Annotated in this window: 17 protein-coding genes; 14 read left to right on the forward strand and 3 right to left on the reverse strand. The window is 64.7% G+C overall.

Annotation, left to right across the window (positions count from 1 at the left end):
- Positions 1–29: 29 nt before the first annotated feature.
- Together HAP40_RS16420 and HAP40_RS16425 are read right to left on the reverse strand one after the other, a co-directional pair.
- Entirely contained in the window at positions 30–1,856 is a 1,827-nt protein-coding gene (locus HAP40_RS16420) for an IlvD/Edd family dehydratase (RefSeq protein ID WP_166816834.1), read from the reverse strand.
- Positions 1,857–1,977: 121 nt separating this feature from the next.
- Positions 1,978–3,078 (reverse strand): LacI family DNA-binding transcriptional regulator, encoded by a 1,101-nt coding sequence (locus HAP40_RS16425; RefSeq protein WP_166816833.1) that lies wholly within the window; start codon positions 3,076–3,078, stop codon positions 1,978–1,980.
- A gap of 201 nt (positions 3,079–3,279) precedes the next feature.
- On the opposite strand from HAP40_RS16425, the gene HAP40_RS16430 reads away from it, so the two are divergent.
- The 14 genes from HAP40_RS16430 to HAP40_RS16495 all read left to right on the forward strand — a co-directional run bounded on the left by HAP40_RS16430 (position 3,280) and on the right by HAP40_RS16495 (position 16,062).
- On the forward strand, positions 3,280–4,341 hold the full coding sequence (locus HAP40_RS16430) for an ABC transporter ATP-binding protein (RefSeq protein ID WP_166816832.1): 1,062 nt from the start codon (positions 3,280–3,282) through the stop codon (positions 4,339–4,341).
- 55 nt (positions 4,342–4,396) lie between these two features.
- On the forward strand, positions 4,397–5,710 hold the full coding sequence (locus HAP40_RS16435) for an ABC transporter substrate-binding protein (RefSeq protein ID WP_166816831.1): 1,314 nt from the start codon (positions 4,397–4,399) through the stop codon (positions 5,708–5,710).
- 64 nt (positions 5,711–5,774) lie between these two features.
- Positions 5,775–6,722, forward strand: coding sequence for a carbohydrate ABC transporter permease (locus HAP40_RS16440; protein WP_409363726.1), 948 nt, complete (start codon positions 5,775–5,777; stop codon positions 6,720–6,722).
- A gap of 2 nt (positions 6,723–6,724) precedes the next feature.
- Complete coding sequence (locus tag HAP40_RS16445) at positions 6,725–7,600, forward strand: carbohydrate ABC transporter permease (protein WP_166816830.1); 876 nt, start codon at positions 6,725–6,727, stop codon at positions 7,598–7,600.
- 63 nt (positions 7,601–7,663) lie between these two features.
- Positions 7,664–8,650 carry a D-erythronate dehydrogenase gene (gene denD, locus HAP40_RS16450; protein ID WP_166816829.1) on the forward strand — a complete coding sequence of 329 codons (987 nt, stop codon included), beginning with the start codon at positions 7,664–7,666 and terminating at the stop codon, positions 8,648–8,650.
- A gap of 23 nt (positions 8,651–8,673) precedes the next feature.
- On the forward strand, positions 8,674–9,648 hold the full coding sequence (locus HAP40_RS16455; protein ID WP_166819474.1) for a sugar kinase: 975 nt from the start codon (positions 8,674–8,676) through the stop codon (positions 9,646–9,648).
- Between the two features lie 25 nt (positions 9,649–9,673).
- On the forward strand, positions 9,674–10,324 hold the full coding sequence (eda, locus tag HAP40_RS16460; protein ID WP_166816828.1) for a bifunctional 4-hydroxy-2-oxoglutarate aldolase/2-dehydro-3-deoxy-phosphogluconate aldolase: 651 nt from the start codon (positions 9,674–9,676) through the stop codon (positions 10,322–10,324).
- Positions 10,325–10,383: 59 nt separating this feature from the next.
- Positions 10,384–11,553: an acetyl-CoA acetyltransferase gene (locus tag HAP40_RS16465; protein ID WP_166816827.1), complete on the forward strand. Its 1,170-nt coding sequence runs from the start codon at positions 10,384–10,386 to the stop codon at positions 11,551–11,553.
- Between the two features lie 140 nt (positions 11,554–11,693).
- Positions 11,694–11,900, forward strand: a complete 207-nt coding sequence (locus HAP40_RS16470) for a hypothetical protein (RefSeq protein ID WP_166816826.1) — start codon at positions 11,694–11,696, stop codon at positions 11,898–11,900.
- Positions 11,901–12,024: 124 nt separating this feature from the next.
- On the forward strand, positions 12,025–13,224 hold the full coding sequence (locus tag HAP40_RS16475; protein ID WP_166816825.1) for a CaiB/BaiF CoA transferase family protein: 1,200 nt from the start codon (positions 12,025–12,027) through the stop codon (positions 13,222–13,224).
- An 8-nt stretch (positions 13,225–13,232) separates the two neighbouring features.
- The gene (locus HAP40_RS16480) at positions 13,233–14,369 is read left to right on the forward strand and encodes a thiolase family protein (RefSeq protein ID WP_166816824.1); all 1,137 of its coding nucleotides are present in this window, start codon (positions 13,233–13,235) and stop codon (positions 14,367–14,369) included.
- Complete coding sequence (locus HAP40_RS16485) at positions 14,366–14,725, forward strand: Zn-ribbon domain-containing OB-fold protein (RefSeq protein WP_166816823.1); 360 nt, start codon at positions 14,366–14,368, stop codon at positions 14,723–14,725. The genes HAP40_RS16480 and HAP40_RS16485 overlap by 4 nt, the downstream gene beginning before the upstream one ends.
- A gap of 481 nt (positions 14,726–15,206) precedes the next feature.
- The gene (locus tag HAP40_RS16490; protein ID WP_166816822.1) at positions 15,207–15,734 is read left to right on the forward strand and encodes a carboxymuconolactone decarboxylase family protein; all 528 of its coding nucleotides are present in this window, start codon (positions 15,207–15,209) and stop codon (positions 15,732–15,734) included.
- 25 nt (positions 15,735–15,759) lie between these two features.
- Positions 15,760–16,062, forward strand: coding sequence for a nucleoside triphosphate pyrophosphohydrolase family protein (locus tag HAP40_RS16495; RefSeq protein WP_166816821.1), 303 nt, complete (start codon positions 15,760–15,762; stop codon positions 16,060–16,062).
- An 88-nt stretch (positions 16,063–16,150) separates the two neighbouring features.
- Here HAP40_RS16495 and glsA read toward each other — a convergent pair whose 3' ends face one another.
- On the reverse strand, positions 16,151–17,998 hold the full coding sequence (gene glsA, locus HAP40_RS16500) for a glutaminase A (protein WP_166816820.1): 1,848 nt from the start codon (positions 17,996–17,998) through the stop codon (positions 16,151–16,153).
- Position 17,999 lies beyond the last annotated feature (1 nt).

The following is a 17,999-nucleotide window of genomic DNA, read 5'->3' on the forward strand; positions in this document are numbered from 1 at the left end:
GCGACGTCGTCGCGCCCCGGAATGACGGCCTAGTGATTATCCCGCGCCACGCCAAACGTGCCGGCGACGTTCTGGTATCTCGTGGCGAGCTCCATGCAGGCCCCGGTCGATTGCTGGCCGACGGTATTGCGATAGATCTCCTGCCAAGGCGTCTGGTTCGCCGGATGCTTGAAGCCGCCATTGGCCATCAGCTCGGCATGGCGCTTCTTCACCTCGTCGTCCGAGATCAGGATGTTGGCGCTGCCCTTGTTGAGGTCGATGCGCACCTTGTCCCCGGTCCTCAGGATCGCAAGGCCGCCATTGGCGGCGGCTTCCGGCGAGGCGTTCAGGATCGAGGGCGAGCCCGAGGTGCCGGATTGCCGGCCGTCGCCGATGCAGGGCAGGGACAGGATGCCGCGTTTGATCAAGGCGGCCGGGGGCTGCATGTTCACGACCTCGGCGCCGCCGGGATAGCCGATCGGACCCGTGCCGCGGATGAACAGCACGCAGCGCTCGTCGATGTCGAGCGAGGGATCGTCGATCCGTTCGTGATAGTCCTCAGGCCCCTCGAACACGATGGCGCGGCCCTCGAAGGCGTTGAGGTCCTTGGGGTTGCTGAGATAGCGGTCGCGGAATTCCTTCGAGATCACGCTGGTCTTCATGATCGCGGAATCGAACAAATTGCCCTTCAGCACCAGGAAGCCGGCGTCCTTCACCAGCGGCTTGTCGTAAGCCCGGATCACGTCGTTGTCGGGCGCGGGCGCATTCTTGCAGTTCTCGCCGATGCCGCGGCCGTTGACGGTGACCGCATCCTCATGAATGCGCTTGTGCTTCATCAGCTCGCGCACCACGGCCGGCACGCCGCCGGCGCGGTGGAATTCCTCGCCGAGATAGAAGCCGGCCGGCTGCATGTTGACCAGCAGCGGCACGTCATGGCCGACCTTCTGCCAATCGTCGATCGAGAGCTCGACGCCGATATGGCGCGCCAGCGCGTTGATGTGGATCGGCGCGTTGGTGGAGCCGCCGATCGCCGAATTGATCACGATGCAATTCTCGAACGCCTCGCGGGTCAGGATGTCCGAGGGCTTCAGGTCCTCCCAGACCATGTCGACGATGCGCTTGCCAGTCTCGTAGGCGATCTGGCCGCGCTCGCGATAGGGGGCGGGGATCGCCGCGCAGCCCGGCAGCGAAAAGCCGAGCGCTTCGGCGAGCCCGTTCATGGTCGAGGCGGTGCCCATGGTGTTGCAATGGCCGACCGAAGGCGCCGAGGAGGCCACGATCTCCATGAACTCTTCATAGTCGATCTCGCCGGCGGCAAGCCGCTCGCGCGATTTCCAGACGATGGTGCCCGAGCCGGTGCGCTCGCCGGCGTGCCAGCCGTTGAGCATCGGGCCGCCCGACAGCACGATTGCGGGCAGGTTGACAGTCGCCGCCGCCATCATGCAGGCCGGCGTGGTCTTGTCGCAGCCGGTGGTCAGCACCACGCCGTCGAGCGGGTAGCCGTAGAGGATTTCGACGAGGCCGAGATAAGCGAGGTTGCGGTCGAGCGCCGCGGTCGGACGCTTGCCGGTCTCCTGAATCGGATGGGTCGGGAATTCCATCGCAATGCCGCCGGCCTCGCGGATGCCTTCGCGGACGCGGTGGGCGAGCTCGATATGGTGGCGGTTGCAGGGGGAGAGGTCGTTGCCGGTCTGGGCGATGCCGATGATCGGCTTGCCGGATTGGAGCTCGGCGCGGGTGAGGCCGTAGTTCAGGTAGCGCTCCATATAGAGCGCGGTCATGCCCGGATTATGCGGGTTGTTGAACCATTCCTGCGAGCGGAGGTGGCGGCGAGCGCCGTTGCCGGCGGCATGCCCATTGGTCGGCTTTTTTGTCATTGGTCTCTCCTGCAATGCAAACGCACTGGCGTCCGTTTCAACGTGTCGGCTTGTGCGATGCCCAGCGGCGCGAGCGATGTCTGCCGGCCCGCTGGCGGGTCATTTCCTCACAAATGCGATACTAGTCATGGCTACTTGGTAACGCTACCATTTTGTTCACGGCGGCGGCGCCGGAAGCGGCCGGCCTGCTGTCCGAGCGCCGCGACGACGAGCTTTGCCGCTCGATCACCTTGAAGCCGAGATCGAGCACCGGCAGTTCCGGCCGCCGTCCGTCGATCGCGTCGATCAGCATGGTCGCGGCCGTTCTCCCCATCTCGTAGCGGTTGGTGCGCACGCTGGTGAGGGTGGGGACGGCGGAGGCCATGAATTCGAGATCGTTGAAACCGACGATCGCGATCTGCTCGGGCACCGCAATCTCCCGGCGCCGGCATTCGAACAGCACGCCGAGCGCGAGGTCGTCATTGGCACAGAACACCGCATCGATGCCGGGCTCCCGCGCGAGCAGATCGGTGAACAGCGCGCCGCCGAGAGTCACCGATGTCGGCGTCGCCGTCGTCACGACGAGGCGCTGCTCGAACAGCGCCGCGTCCTTCATGGCCGAGACGTAGCCGTCCAGCCGCCGCTGCACCCTGGGATCCATGCGCGCGCCGACAAAGCCGATCTTGCGGTGACCCTGCGCGAACAGGTGTGCAACCGCCGCGCGCGCTGCATCATAGTGCGAAAAGCCGATCATCATGTCGACCGGATTGGGACCGATCTCCATGATCTGCACGATCGGGCAGTCGGCGGCCTCCAGCATCGCGCGCGATTCCGCGGTCTGGTCGATGCCGGTGACGATCAGCCCGGCGGGCTTCTGCGCCAGAAACAGGCGCAGCAGCTTCTCCTCCTGCAGAATGCTGTAGCGCGTGTTGGACAATTGGATCGAGTAGCGGCTGGCTTCGGAGGCGTCGTAGATGCCGCGCAGCACGTCCGAGAACACGTTATTGGTGAGGGAGGGGATCAACACACCGATCACTTCGGTGCGTTGCGAGGCCAGCGCGCGTGCCGCAAGGTTCGGCACATAGCCGAGCTCCTTGGCGGCGCTCTCGACCCGCGTCCGCTTGGCAACCGACAGCGCTTCCGGATTACGGAAGAAGCGGGACGCCGTGATCGGGCTCACGCCGGCAAGCTCGGCGACTTCCGCCAGTCGGATTTTGCCTGACTTGGTGCGTTTTCGACCCATTTGTTGCTCTTAACACAGTCACCGCTGCAAACAAAGGAACGTTGACAGCGCTACCAGCAACGACTAACCAAAGACAAATTGCCAAAACCGCACAAACTGCCGACAATGTCGCCCGCTAAGATCGGGCTTCGTCGGTGAAGTCTGAAAGAAAAAGACGGTCGCGGCGCTCGAGGCGTCGTGGACTTTCGAGGAGGGAGCTAGATGTCGTCTGTGCAAATCCGCGACGTGCGGAAATCGTTCGGCAATTTTGAAGTCCTGCACGGCGTGACGATACCGATCGAGGACGGCCAGTTCGTCGTTCTGGTTGGCCCTTCCGGCTGCGGCAAGTCGACGCTTCTGCGCATGCTCGCCGGCCTCGAGAACATCACCTCCGGCACGATCTCGATCGGCGACCGTGTCGTCAACAATGTCCAGCCCAAGGAGCGGGACATTGCGATGGTCTTCCAGAACTACGCGCTCTATCCGCACATGACGGTGGCCGAGAACATGGGCTTCTCGCTGAAGCTGCGCAATGCCGGCTCCGACGAGATCAACAAGCGCGTCAAGCGCGCCGCCGAGATTCTGGCGCTGTCCCCGCTGCTCGATCGTTATCCGCGCCAGCTCTCGGGCGGCCAGCGTCAGCGCGTCGCCATGGGCCGCGCCATCGTGCGCGACCCGCAGGTCTTCCTGTTCGACGAGCCGCTGTCGAACCTGGATGCCAAACTGCGCGTCGCCATGCGCACCGAGATCAAGGAGCTGCACCAGCGGCTGAAGACGACGACCGTCTACGTCACCCACGACCAGATCGAGGCCATGACCATGGCCGACAAGATCGTCGTGATGCATGACGGCATCGTCGAGCAGATGGGCACGCCGCTCGAGCTCTACGACAAGCCCGACAACCAGTTCGTCGCCGGCTTCATCGGCTCGCCCGCGATGAACTTCCTCAAGGGTCACGTGCGCGTCAACGGCGTCGCCTCCTTCGAGGGGCCGAATGGCGTCAAGCTGCCGCTCAAGTCGGCGCCGGCGGCGTCCGACGGCCGTCCTGCGGTCTATGGCGTGCGGCCCGAGCATTTCACCATCGCCGACGACGGCGCCGAGGCCGAGATCATCGTGGTCGAGCCGACCGGCTCGGAGACGCAGGTGTTCGCCAAGGTCGGCGGCGAGCAGATCGTCGCGGTCTTCCGCGAGCGCCATCAGTTCAACCCGGGCGACAAGGTGCGGCTGAAGCCCGACCCGTCACTGGTGCACCTGTTCGACGAGGCGACGGGCAAGCGCATGTAGCGACGCGTCGCGAGATCAGACGACCCAATACAAATATAAAATTAGGGAGAGAAGGATGAGCGATTTCAACAGGCGTAGTGTGCTCAAGGCCGGCCTTGGCGGTGCAGCCCTGCTGGCCGGCCCGGGCATCGTCCCGGTGCGCGCGGCGGAGTGGACCAACACGCCGGAGCCGAATGCGTCGATCCGCGTGCTGCGCTGGAAGCAGTTCATCCAGGCCGAGTTCGACAAGTTCGCCGAGCAGACCAAGAAGTTCACCGAGAAGACGGGCGTCAAGGTCAAGCTCGAAGCCGAGAGCTGGGAGGACATCCGGCCGAAGGCGGCGGTCGCCGCCAATGTCGGCGCCGGCCCCGACCTCATCCTCGGCACGCTCGATGATCCCCACAAATTCCCCGAGAAGCTGATCGACGTCACCGACGTCGCCGAATATCTCGGCGCCAAGTATGGCGGGTGGTACCCGGTCGCCGAGAAGTACGGCAAGAAGGGCAATGGCTGGATCGCCATTCCGCAAGGCGCGACCGGCGGCTGCCTGAATTATCGCGTCAGCCACATGAAGGCGGCCGGCTTCGAGCAATTTCCCAAGGATACCGCCGGCTTCCTCAAGCTCTGCCAGGCCCTGAAGAAGAACAACACGCCGGCCGGCTTCGCGCTGGGCCACGCCACGGGCGACGCCAACGGCTGGTGCCAGTGGGCGCTGTGGTCGCATGGCGGCAAGGTCGTCAACGAGAAGAACGAGGTCGTGATTGACTCGCCTGAGACGATTGCTGCGCTCGAATACGTCAAGCAGCTCTACGAGACCTTCATCCCCGGCGTGCTGTCGTGGAACGACTCGAACAACAACAAGGCGTTCCTGAACGGCGAGCTCAGCCTCACGCTGAACGGCATCTCGATCTGGACCGTCGGCAAGAACTCGACGGATCCGAAGCAGCAGGAAATCGCCAAGGACATGGACCACGCGCCGATGCCGATCGGTCCGGTCGGCGTGCCGACCGAGCAGCAGAACGTGCTGGTCGCCTATGGCTACAAGCACTCGAAATATCCCAAGGCGGTCAAGGAATACATCAAGTTCATGTGGGACAAGGAGAACTACGACGCCTGGGAGGTCGCTTCCAACGGCTACGTGTCGCCGCCGCTGCCGGCCTACAACGAGAACCCGGTGTGGACGTCGGACCCGAAGATCACGCCGTTCCGCGACTGCCTGAAGCGCTGCCGCGACAACGGCTTTGCCGGCGATCTCGGCTATGCCTCCGCCGCCGTGATGGGCGACTTCGTCGTCGTCGACATGTTCGCGGAAGCTGCGTCCGGATCGGCCACGCCGAAGCAGGCAGCGGCACGCGCCGCCGAGCGCGCCAAGCGCTACTACCAGGTCTGATCAGCTCCAATCCGCGGCGTCCGGTTCGCCGGACGCCGCAACTTTTCGTCGAGGGAAGTCCGACATGGCAGTCATGGCCGAACAAGGCGCCGCGCCGGTCAAGCGCAGTAGCCTGTGGACCAGAGCATTCGAAAGCCGGAATTTTCTCGGCGCGATGTTCATGGTGCCGGCGATCGCCACTCTCGTCCTGTTCCTGGCCTATCCGCTGGCGCTCGGCTTCTGGCTCGGCATGACCGATACCAAGATCGGCGGGGCGGGCCGCTATATCGGCTTCAACAACTTCGTCTCGCTCTCCAAAGACTCGGTGTTCTGGCTGTCGGTGTTCAACACCATCTTCTACACGTTCACCGCGAGCGTCGTGAAGTTCGCCATCGGACTCTACCTGGCGTTGCTGCTCAACGAGCGGCTGCCGTTCAAGTCGATGATCCGCGCCATCGTGCTGTTGCCGTTCGTGGTGCCGACCGTGCTCTCGGCGATCGCGTTCTGGTGGATCTACGACAGCCAGTTCTCGATCATCTCCTGGGTGCTGGTCAAGACCGGCCTGATCTCGAGCTACATCGATTTCCTCGGCGATCCCTGGAACGCGCGCTGGTCGGTCGTCGCCGCCAACATCTGGCGCGGCGTGCCGTTCGTCGCGATCACGCTGCTCGCCGGCCTCCAGACCATCTCGCCCTCGCTTTACGAGGCCGCCAATCTCGACGGTGCCACCAACATGCAGCGCTTCCGCCACATCACGCTGCCGATGCTGTCGCCGATCATCGCGGTCGTGATGACGTTCTCGGTGCTGATGACGTTCACCGACTTCCAGCTGATCTACACCATTACGCGGGGCGGGCCGATCAACGCCACGCATCTGATGGCGACGCTGTCGTTCCAGCGCGCCATCACCGGCGGCAATCTCGGCGAGGGCGCGGCGATCTCGAATGCGATGATTCCGTTCCTGGTCGCGGCGATCCTGCTCAGCTTCTTCGGGCTTCAGCGCTCCCGCTGGCAGCAGGGCGGGAGGGACTGACCATGACCACGGCTGACGACCAAAGCGTCGGAATGGACTACCTCGAGAGCTTCCCGCGGAAGTTCCTCCGGGTCTACCTTCCGCTCGGCCTGATCATCTTCTTCCTGCTGTTCCCGTTCTATTGGATGGCGGTCGCGACGTTCAAGCCGGACGCGGAGATGTACGATTACGAGAGGTACAATCCGTTCTGGATCATGCATCCGACGCTCGAGCACATCAAGAAGCTGTTGGTCGAGACCGACTATCCGCTCTGGATGTGGAATACCCTCATCGTTTCGGTATCCTCTACCTTCATATCGCTGTTCGCCAGCGTCTGCGCCGCCTATGCAATCGAGCGCCTTCGCTACAAGGGCTCGCGCTATGTCGGCCTTGCGATCTTCCTCGGCTATCTCGTGCCGCCCTCGATCCTCTTCATTCCGCTCGCGGCGATCGTGTTCCAGCTCGGCCTGTTCGACGGCAATCTGGCGCTGATCCTGACCTATCCGACCTTCCTGATCCCGTTCTGCACCTGGCTCCTGATGGGCTATTTCCGCACCATTCCCTACGAGCTCGAGGAATGCGCGCTGATCGACGGGGCGACGCGGCTGCAGATCCTGGTCAAGATCACGCTGCCGCTGTCGCTCCCGGGGGTGATCTCGGCCGGCATCTTCGCCTTCACGTTGTCCTGGAACGAGTTCATCTACGCGCTGACCTTCATCTCCTCGTCGGAGAACAAGACCATCCCGGTCGGCGCCATCACGGAGCTCGTCAGCGGCGACGTCTACCATTGGGGCGCGCTGATGGCGGCGGCCCTGACCGGCTCGATCCCCGTCGTTATCCTTTATTCCTTCTTCGTGGAGTATTATGTGTCGGCAATGACCGGCGCCGTGAAGGAATGATCGCGGGCTTGCCGAGGGTGCGTCAGGAGCGGCGCGCTCCGGCCGACAACAAGGAGTAGGCTCTTGCACATTCTGGTTCTGGGCGCCGCCGGCATGGTCGGCCGCAAACTCTGTGAACGGCTGTTGCGCGACGGCTGGCTTGGCAAGAGCGAGATCACGAAATTGACCATGCATGACGTGGTCGAGCCGAAGAAGCCGGAGAAGGCCGGCTTCCCCGTCGAGACCGTGTCGGGCGATTTCGCCGTCCCGGGCGCGGCCGAGAAGCTGATCGCCGGCCGCCCCGACGTGATCTTCCATCTCGCCGCGATCGTCTCCGGCGAGGCCGAGCTCGATTTCGACAAGGGCTATCGCATCAACCTCGACGGCACGCGGATGCTGCTCGACGCGATCAGGCTCGTCGGCGGCGGCTACAAGCCGCGCGTGGTGTTCACCTCGTCGATCGCGGTGTTCGGCGCGCCATTCCCCGATGCGATCGGCGACGAGTTCTTCCACACCCCGCTGCTCAGCTACGGCACCCAGAAGGCGATCGGCGAGTTGCTGCTCGCCGACTATTCCCGCCGCGGTTTCCTCGACGGCATCGGCATCCGCCTGCCGACCATCTGCATCCGGCCGGGCCTGCCCAACAAGGCGGCATCGGGCTTCTTCTCCAACATCCTGCGTGAGCCGCTGGCCGGCAAGGAGGCAATCCTTCCGGTGTCGGAAGACGTCCGCCACTGGCACGCAACGCCGCGCTCGGCAGTCGGCTTCCTGCTCCACGCCGGCACCATGGATCTCGCCACCGTCGGCCCGCGCCGCAATCTGACCATGCCGGGCCTGTCGGCCACGGTCGGCGAGCAGATCGCTGCGCTGAAGCGCGTCGCGGGCGACAAGGTGGCCGCACGCATCAAGCGCGAGCCGGATCCCTTCATCGTCGGCATCGTCGGCGGCTGGCCGCGCAATTTCAACGCAAAGCGATCCCTCGAGCTCGGTTTCACCACGGCCGAGAAGAATTTTGACGACATCATCCGCATTCACATCGAAGACGAGCTCGGCGGCAATTTCGTCGCCTGATCTCTGACTGAGCGGGTTACATGATGGCGAGCGTAGCTTGCATCGGCGAATGCATGGTCGAGCTCCGGCAGGCCCAGGGCGGCGCGTCTGCGGCGCCGGGGCAGGGCGGCGGGCTGTATTCGCGCGGCTTCGGCGGCGACACGCTCAACACCGCCGTCTATCTCGCGCGGCTCGAGATCAAGGTCGATTACCTCACTGCCCTTGGCGACGACGCCTTGAGCGATGAGATGATCGCGGCCTGGAATGCGGAGGGCGTCGGCACGAGGCGCGTCGTGCGGCTGCCAGGCAAGCTGCCCGGCCTCTACATGATCCAGCTGGACGCAAAGGGCGAGCGCCAGTTCTTCCACTGGCGCGAGAGTGCGGCGGCGCGGCAGCTGATGAACCTGCCGGAGACGGACGAACTGCTCAATTCCCTGATGAGCTACGACATCGTCTATCTCTCCGCGATCACGCTCTCGATCTACGATGCGGCCGGCCGCGAGCGCCTGTTCGCTGCGATCAAGCGCGCGCGCCTGCTCGGGACCCGCTTCGTGTTCGACACCAATTTCCGCGCCCGCGGCTGGCCGGATCGCGATGTCGCGCGCGAGGTGTTCGCGGCGGCCTTCGCGGCTGCCGACATCGTGCTGACCTCGACCGAGGACCTGCTCGCGCTCTATCCGGGCGAGACCCACGAGCAATTGATGGCACGGATTCCCACGCCCGAGCTGGTGTTCCGGCTGGCCGAGCCGGTCAGCCTCTTGCGCTTTCCAAGCGGGACCAGCGAGGTCCGCGCCGAGCCCATGACCAAACCCGTGGTCGACACCACAGCCGCCGGCGACAGCTTTGCCGCGGCCTATATCGCCGCCCGGCTCGCAGGCGCCGAGCCGGACGAGGCGGCTCAGGCCGGGCATCGCCTGGCGAGCCTCGTGATCTGCTATCCCGGGGCAATCATTCCAGGCTATGCCATGCCGCCGAAGAAACGGCACCGGCCGGCTGCCTCTCGCCAAGCCACGAAGTAAAGAGCGACCAGGTGAATCGAGACCTATGACCACGAGCGCGCAACAAAATCACCTCGTTTCGCTGTTCAAGGCGGCGACCGTCATTCCCGTTCTCACCATCGAGCGGATCCAGGACGCCGTGCCGCTGGCGCGCGCGCTGGTCGCCGGCGGCGTCCGCACGCTGGAGGTGACGCTGCGCACCCCCGTCGCGATCGAGGCGGCGAGGGCGATGATGGCAGAGGTGCCAGAGGCGGTCGTCGGTATCGGCACGATCCTCAATCCGGCCGATTTCACACGTGTCGAGAAGCTCGGCGTCGCGTTCGGGATCAGTCCGGGCCTGACCCCCGATCTCCTCAAGGCCGCCGCCCACAGCTCCTTGCCGTTCGCGCCGGGCATCGCGACCGCCTCCGAGTTGATGCTGGCGCTGTCCCACGGCCTCGACGTCGCAAAGTTCTTCCCGGCCGAGCAGGCCGGCGGCGTCAAGGGTCTTCGCGCCCTCGGCGGCCCGTTCCCGAACGTGCGGTTCTGCCCGACTGGTGGCGTCGGCGAGGCTAATGCCGCGAGCTGGCTCGCCGAACCCAACGTGGTCGCGGTCGGCGGTTCCTGGCTGTGCCCGACAGCCGAGATCAGGGCCGGGAACTGGGAGGGCATAACTGCCATCTGCGAGCGGACCCTCAAGGCCCTGAAACCCGCGTGAAGTCTTGCGATCGCTGGGCTAAGACTTAGGTCAGGAAGAGACCCCAGGGAGAAAAGACCATGACCGCCAGCATCGTCGGATGGGCGCATACGCCGTTCGGCAAGTTCGACACCGAGACCGTCGAAAGCCTCGTCACCCGCGTCGCCAACGAAGCGCTGGCAGATGCCGGCATTTCCGCCTCCGACGTCGACGAGATCGTGCTCGGCCATTTCAACGCCGGCTTCTCGCCCCAGGATTTCACCGCCTCGCTGGTGCTGCAGGCCGACCCGAAGCTGCGCTTCAAGCCGACGACCCGCGTCGAGAACGCCTGCGCCACCGGCTCTGCCGCCGTGCACCAGGGCCTGCGCGCGATTGCCGCAGGCGCCGCCAAAATTGTGCTCGTCGTCGGCGTCGAGCAGATGACGCGCACGCCGGGTCCGGAGATCGGCAAAAACCTGCTCAAGGCCTCCTATCTGCCAGAGGACGGCGATACGGTCGGCGGCTTCGCCGGCGTGTTCGGCAAGATCGCCAGCTCCTACTTCCAGAAATATGGCGATCAATCCGATGCGCTGGCGCTGATCGCGGCCAAGAACCACAAGAACGGCGTCGCCAATCCCTTCGCCCAGATGCGCAAGGACTTCGGCTTCGACTTCTGCCGCGCCGAGAGCGAGAAGAACCCTTACGTCGCCGGTCCCCTGAAGCGGACCGACTGCTCCCTGGTCTCCGACGGCGCCGCGGCGCTGGTGCTGGCCGATGCCGAGACCGCCAAGGGCATGAGCAAGTCGATCGGCTTCCGCGCCACCGCGCACGCCCAGGACTTCCTGCCGATGAGCAAGCGCGACATCCTCCAGTTCGAGGGCTGCACGATTGCCTGGCAGCGTGCATTGGAGAAGGCGGGCGTGCAGCTTTCCGATCTCTCCTTCGTCGAGACCCATGACTGCTTCACGGTCGCCGAGCTGATCGAGTACGAAGCCATGGGCCTGACGCCGAAGGGGCAGGGCGCCCGCGCCATCAAGGAGGGCTGGACGCTCAAGGACGGCAAGCTGCCGGTCAATCCGTCGGGCGGCCTGAAGGCCAAGGGCCATCCGATCGGCGCCACCGGCGTCTCCATGCATGTGATGACCGCGATGCAGCTCGCAGGGCAGGCGCCCGAGGGCATGCAACTCAAGAACGCAAAGCTCGGCGGCATCTTCAACATGGGCGGCGCGGCGGTCGCCAACTACGTTTCCGTGCTGGAGCCGTTGAAATAGGCTCGGTCTGCCTCCGCGGAGATGGACGCGGTGGACGACGCCTCCGGCAAGTCCACCCTGCGGCTTTTGCGCTAGATCAAGGTGGGCATGGTTCGTTTTGCCCACCTTGGCGCTCCTGATTGATTTGCGGGAACTGCATCATGAGCACTGACTACGAAGCCTCGCTGTCGATGGACGCCCTCAACGATCGCATCGCGATCCTCGAGGACAATATCCGCCAGCTCATCGAGCAGGCCGCGGCCGCCTCCGGCGAGCAGAGCGAGTCGCGGATCGCCGACCGCATCAACCAGCAGAACGACGAGCTCGACCGCCTGATCAAGATCCGCGAATCCCGCCAGAAGAAATAGCGGGCGATATCGCCGCATGACGCATGCCGCCATACGCCGCTCGCCCTTGCGCGGGCGGTGGCGCTGCCGTTAGCTGGACCGAAATCGCAAGGGCGTTCGAGCCCGGCGCAATCGGGAGAGAACGATGGGGCCGCTGAAGGGCATCAAGGTCGTCGACATGACCTCCGTGCTGATGGGACCCTATGCCACCCAGATGCTCGGCGACTACGGGGCCGACATCATCAAGATTGAATCGCTCGACGGCGACGTCACCCGGCTGATCGGCCCGACGCGGCATGCCGGCATGGGCCCGGTGTTCCTCAACACCAACCGCAGCAAGCGCTCGATCTGCCTCGACCTGAAGAAGCCCGCGGGACGCGAGGCCGTGCTGCGGCTTCTGAAGGACGCCGACGTGCTCGTCTACAACGTCCGCCCGCAGGCGATGACCCGGCTCCAGCTCGGCTACGACGTCGTCTCCGCGATCAATCCGCGCCTGGTCTATGCCGGCGTGTTCGGTTTTGGTCAGGACGGGCCGTATGCCGCAAAGCCCGCCTATGACGATCTGATCCAGGGCGCGACCGCATTGCCGGCGCTGATGGCGCAGACCGGCGATGGCGTGCCCCGTTACGTGCCGAACGCGCTGGTCGACCGCATCGTCGGCCTCACTGCGGTCGGCGCGATCTGCGCCAGCCTCGTGCATCGCGACCGCACCGGGCGCGGCCAGCGCGTCGACATCCCGATGTTCGAGACCATGGCCGGCTTCGTCATGGGCGACCACATGGGCGGGCTCACCTATGAGCCACCGCTCGACAAGGGCGGCTATGCGCGCCACCTCTCGCGCGACCGCAGGCCCTACAAGACCTCGGATGGCTATCTCAGCGTTATCGTCTACAACGACAAGCAGTGGCAGAATTTCTTCGAGGCAACGGGACGCAACGATCTGCGCACCGATCCCAAATTCGCGACCTTCGCCGGCCGGGCCGCCAATATCGATGTCGTCTATGCCGAGCTCGCGCGCATCTTCGAGACGCGCACGACCGCCGAGTGGATCGACCTGCTGACCAAGGCTGACGTGCCGGTCATGCCGATGCACGACCTCGCCTCGATCCTGCACGATCCGCACTTGGAGGCGACGAAATTCTTCCCGGTCGTGAACCATCCGACGGAAGGCCCGATCCGCAGCATGAAGGTGACGGCAAGCTGGTCGGAGACCGAGGCCGAGCCGGTGCGGCTGGCACCGCGCCTCAACGAGCATGGTGCGGAGATTCTTCGCGAGATCGGATACTCGGCCGACGAAATCGCCGCCATGGTCCGCGATGGCGTCACGCGTGCAGCGCCGGAGTAGGGGACACCATGAGTTTCATCACCGGCGTCGGCCTCACGCCGTTCGGCAAGCACGAAGGCTCATCCTCGCTCGACCTGATGAGCAAGGCCGCGCAAGCCGCGCTCGATGATGCCGGCCTGAAGCGCTCCGAAATCGACGGCATCCTCTGCGGCTACTCCACGGTCTCGCCGCACATCATGCTGGCGACCGTCTTCGCCGAGCACTTCGGCATTCGCCCCGCTTACGCCCACGCCGTTCAGGTCGGCGGCGCGACAGGCCTCGCCATGACCATGCTCGCCCATCACCTCGCCGAGGCAGGCGTTGCCCGCAACGTGCTCGTCGTCGCCGGCGAGAACCGCCTCACCGGGCAGAGCCGCGATGCCTCGATCCAGGCGCTGGCACAGGTCGGCCATCCCGACTACGAAGTGCAGCTCGGCCCGACCATTCCCGCCTATTACGGCCTCGTCGCCACGCGCTACATGCATGAATACGGCGTGACAGAAGAGGATCTGGCGGAGTTCGCAGTGCTGATGCGCGCGCACGCCTGCACCCATCCCGGCGCGCAATTCCACGATCCCATCACGGTGGCCGACGTCATGGCCTCGAAGCCGGTGGCGATGCCGCTCAAGCTGCTCGATTGCTGTCCGGTGTCCGATGGCGGCGCCGCGTTCGTCATCAGCCGCGATCGGACCGGCGAGACGGGCGTGCGCATCCGCGGCTGTGCACAGGCCCACACCCATCAGCACGTGACGGCCGCGCCAGCGCTTGGCGAACTCGGTGCCGAGATCTCCGTTGCGCGCGCGAAGGAGGCCACGGGCTTAGCGATCGCCGACGTGCGCTATGCCGCGATCTACGACAGTTTCACCATCACCCTCGCGATGCTGCTGGAGGACCTTGGCCTTGCCGGCCGCGGCGAGGCCGCAGCCCGCGTGCGATCAGGCCATTTCGGCCGTGACGGCGCGATGCCGCTGAACACCCATGGCGGGCTGCTCAGCTACGGCCATTGCGGCGTCGGCGGCGCCATGGCGCATCTGGTCGAGGCGCACCTGCAGATGACGGGGCGGGCGGCGAATCGGCAGGTGCGCGACGCCTCGATCGCGCTGCTGCACGGCGATGGTGGCGTGCTGTCGTCGCATGTGAGCATGTTCCTGGAGCGGGTGCGATGAGTGAACCTCTGGCCGACTGGACCAAGGGTGATCAGGCCATCACCTATCAAACCTGCGCCGCATGCGGCCATGTGCAGTATTTCCACCGCGCCTTCTGCGCCGCGTGTGGTGCATCCGATCCGCATGAGGCGCGCGCCAGCGGCAAGGGCAGGGTCTACGCGACCTCGCTGGTCTGTCGTGCCGCCACGCCGGAGACGCGCGCACACCTGCCCTACAACATCCTGCTGGTCGATTGCGCGGAGGGCTTTCGCATGATGGCCCATGGTGAGAATGACCTCGCCATCGGCGATTCGGTCATTGCGAGCTTCAAGCCCTTTGCCGGCAAGCTCGTGCCGTTCTTCACGAAGGCCAAGTAGAGGGATTCGTCATTCGGGGGCGGTCTCACGACCGAGCCTGGAACGGGTATTCTGGGCCTGGCTTGTGCGAGAGCCACCCCGGAATGACGAAAACTCTAAAACTCTGAACTAACGCCCGTAGAACAAGATGCTGGCGATGACGAGCATCGCCGTCACCGCCAGCATATGCGCGAGCGCTCCCGAGGCCGCCCCCTTGGTGGCTTCCTTCATGCCTTTTTCTCCCTAGACTTGGGCGTGACTCATCGTTGCGCGGTTAAGCGCAAGGACGGTCAATTATTTTACTCGGAACACCCCACTTGCGAGTACTCACCGCGATTTGTCCCCACGCGGCGAATATCGACTGTGTCAGGGTCGATCAGCAATGCGGCGGCAATTTGACTCGATGATGTTGCTCCTGCGTCGGCGCAAGAATAGAGTTCAGGGAACTCTCGCCGATGGCGACAAAAAGCATCAAAAGCTCAGGGAAAACTTCAGGAAAATCATGGCACGCATCAACTACAGCGACCCGTCCAAAGCCTCCGACCGCACGCGCGAAATCCTCGACAAGAACCGCAACGCCAATATTTTCCGCATGATGGCGCACTCGCCGAGCTACTTCGAGCAGTACTGCCGCCTGGGCGGCGCCATTCGCCACAAGGGCGAGCTCGATCCCATCGTGCGCGAGCTTGCGATCACGCGCACCGGTATCCTGTGCGAGGCGCCGTACGAGATCGTCGCGCACAAGCGCATCGGCAAGAATGTCGGCGTCACCGACGAGCAGAACGAGGCGCTCGCGGACTGGCAGGCGGCGAGCTGCTTCAACGAGATGCAGCGCGCAGCGCTCGCCTTCACCGACGAGATCGTGAAGCTGAACAAGCCTACGGAGGCGACGTTCAAGGCGATCGCATCGAAGCTGACGCCGGCCGCGCTGGTCGAGCTGCAGCTCTCGGTCGGCTTCTACATCATGACGTCAAAGTTCCTGGAGACTTTCGAGATCGATCTCCAGCCCGTCACCGAAGTGGTGGGCTGATCGATCAAAGCGACGAGGGATGCCGATGACGATCGATGAATATGCGGCCTGGGCCGCGACCATTGCGAAAGTCGAAGAGCATCCGTCGAACGAACGGCTGTCTTATCTCGGTCTCGGCCTTGCCAGCGAAGCCGGCGAGGTCGCCGATCACATCAAGAAGCTGCTCCGCGATGATTGGCTCGACAAGGCGGGTCTCGTCGACGAACTCGGCGACGTCATCTACTACTGGGCCTGCCTGTGCGCCGCGACCGGCCAGCAGCCATCCGCACTGCTCGAGGCCAGCGCTGCCAAGATCAGGCGTCGGCTCGGCGAGGCAGCGAGCCGCTAGGGCACAAGGCCCATGTTCAGGGCGGACAGCCTCCACATCGTCATCCCGGGACAAGCCCGGGCATGACGAGCTCTTGCGAATGAGGCGGCTACGTCGACGTCAGGATATCCACCTTTGCGTTGGCCACGATCAGGCGGTCGGCCAAGAGCTGCGCCAGATTGCGCATGATGCGCTCGCTGGCGCGCGGGTGCTGTTCGCGGAATCGCTCGAAGTCCTTCAGCGGCACTTCGAACACGGTGGCCGCCATGTCGGCGAACACGTCGGCAGACCGTGTTGCCTCCAGCAGCGCCATCTCGCCGAAGGCCATGCCGGCGGTGAGCGTCGCCAGCCTGACGCCATCGGGCAGCGTGACGTGAACCGCGCCGCTGCGCAGGAAGAACACGGCGTCGGCGGCATCGCCGGTCGTGACGATCTTGGCGCCGGAGGGATAGCTCCTGACGGTGCAGAGTGCGGCGAGATCGGACATCTCGTCCTCGCTGAGCCCCGCGAGCAACGGCTGTTCGTCAAGCTCGGTGGTTTCGTGGAAGTCGATCGAGCCGCCATAGCGGTAGACGATCTGGTCCTCCGCCCATTCGATCGCGGTGTCCAGCAGGTAGAAGTCGCGGACGTTCTTCAACTCCGCGGTCCATTCCCGCAAAGTGTCCCACTCCTTGGACGCGCGCCGGACGCCTGAGATCACGACGGTGACGTTCAGCGCCGCCAGTTCCTCGAAGGCTTCGGCGACGAGCCGCGCACCGGCGCGAGTGGTCGAGGTGACGCGGTGCAGATCGAAGATCACGATTTGCGGCCGCGGCCGGCCAGCGAGCCGGCGCGAGACGTAGTCGACGGCCGACAGCGACAGCGTGCCGACCAGCTCGATGATCCGTACCTCCTGCTCATGCACGGCCAGGATCTCACGCTCCCGCGGCCGTCGCACTCGCCGCGATGGGCTCTTGCCGATGTCGTAATCGGCGATGACGGCGTTGCGCGCGTCGTCGCTGCGGTTGAGCATATGCAGATCGTAATGCGAAGACAGCGCCTCGCAGACCTTGATGCCGCGCACGCTGTTGCCGTGCTTGTCCAGTCTCGGCGAATAGCTGCCGAGCCCGAGCCGGGCGGGAAGCGCGGCCAGAATGCCGCCGCCGACGCCGCTCTTGGCGGGGAGGCCGATCCGGTAGATCCATTCGCCGGCGTAGTCGTACATGCCGGACGAGGTCATCACCGAGAGCGTGCGCGAGATCGCGTAAGGCGTCAGCACCTGCTCGCCCGTCACCGGATTGACGCCGCGATTGGCGAGCGTTGCCGCCATCACCGCGATGTCGCGCGCGGTGACCAGCACCGCGCATTGCCGGAAATAGACGTCGAGCACGGCGGCGACGTTGTCCGAGATCACCGCGTTGGTCTTGAGCAAATAGCCGATGGCGCGGTTGCGGTCGCCGGTCTGGCTTTCGGACGCATAGACCGACTCGTCCACATCGAGCTCGCGGCCGGCAAAGCGGCCGAGTGCCAGGCGGATCTGCTCGAAAGCGTCGGCGCCCTTGCTGTCGTAGATCAGCCCGGTGCAGGCGATCGCGCCGGCATTGACCATCGGGTTGAACGGATGGTTGTCGGAATTGAGCCGGATCGAGTTGAAGGGATCGCCGGAGGGCTCGACGCCGATCGCGCTTTCGACCTTGCCCGCGCCCAACAGGTCTAGCGCCAGCGCGAACACGAAGGGCTTGGACATCGACTGGATGGTGAAGGGCACCCGGGAGTCGCCGACCTCGTAGACATGGCCGTCCAGCGTCGCGAGGCTGATGCCGAAATAGGCAGGGTCGGCCTTACCAAGCTCGGGGATGTAGTCGGCGACGCTACCTGAGGTCTCCGCCGAGAATTCGTTGAGACAATTGTCCAGAAACCGCAGCAAAGGCGGTCTCGAGAGGGTCCAGGCGGAGGTAGCGGGCGATAACGGCTTCATC

Source organism: Bradyrhizobium sp. 1(2017), assembly GCF_011602485.2.
GTDB lineage: Bacteria > Pseudomonadota > Alphaproteobacteria > Rhizobiales > Xanthobacteraceae > Bradyrhizobium.

Coding starts and splice junctions, on each gene's coding strand:
- HAP40_RS16435 (WP_166816831.1), top strand. CDS start 4,397: ATGAGCGATTTCAACAGGCGTAGTGTGCTCAAGGCCGGCCTTGGCGGT.
- HAP40_RS16425 (WP_166816833.1), bottom strand. CDS start 3,078: ATGGGTCGAAAACGCACCAAGTCAGGCAAAATCCGACTGGCGGAAGTC.
- HAP40_RS16445 (WP_166816830.1), top strand. CDS start 6,725: ATGACCACGGCTGACGACCAAAGCGTCGGAATGGACTACCTCGAGAGC.
- glsA (WP_166816820.1), bottom strand. CDS start 17,998: ATGAAGCCGTTATCGCCCGCTACCTCCGCCTGGACCCTCTCGAGACCG.
- HAP40_RS16455 (WP_166819474.1), top strand. CDS start 8,674: ATGGCGAGCGTAGCTTGCATCGGCGAATGCATGGTCGAGCTCCGGCAG.
- HAP40_RS16490 (WP_166816822.1), top strand. CDS start 15,207: ATGGCACGCATCAACTACAGCGACCCGTCCAAAGCCTCCGACCGCACG.
- HAP40_RS16480 (WP_166816824.1), top strand. CDS start 13,233: ATGAGTTTCATCACCGGCGTCGGCCTCACGCCGTTCGGCAAGCACGAA.
- HAP40_RS16430 (WP_166816832.1), top strand. CDS start 3,280: ATGTCGTCTGTGCAAATCCGCGACGTGCGGAAATCGTTCGGCAATTTT.
- HAP40_RS16470 (WP_166816826.1), top strand. CDS start 11,694: ATGAGCACTGACTACGAAGCCTCGCTGTCGATGGACGCCCTCAACGAT.
- HAP40_RS16420 (WP_166816834.1), bottom strand. CDS start 1,856: ATGACAAAAAAGCCGACCAATGGGCATGCCGCCGGCAACGGCGCTCGC.
- HAP40_RS16465 (WP_166816827.1), top strand. CDS start 10,384: ATGACCGCCAGCATCGTCGGATGGGCGCATACGCCGTTCGGCAAGTTC.
- HAP40_RS16485 (WP_166816823.1), top strand. CDS start 14,366: ATGAGTGAACCTCTGGCCGACTGGACCAAGGGTGATCAGGCCATCACC.
- HAP40_RS16475 (WP_166816825.1), top strand. CDS start 12,025: ATGGGGCCGCTGAAGGGCATCAAGGTCGTCGACATGACCTCCGTGCTG.
- HAP40_RS16495 (WP_166816821.1), top strand. CDS start 15,760: ATGACGATCGATGAATATGCGGCCTGGGCCGCGACCATTGCGAAAGTC.
- HAP40_RS16440 (WP_409363726.1), top strand. CDS start 5,775: ATGGCAGTCATGGCCGAACAAGGCGCCGCGCCGGTCAAGCGCAGTAGC.
- eda (WP_166816828.1), top strand. CDS start 9,674: ATGACCACGAGCGCGCAACAAAATCACCTCGTTTCGCTGTTCAAGGCG.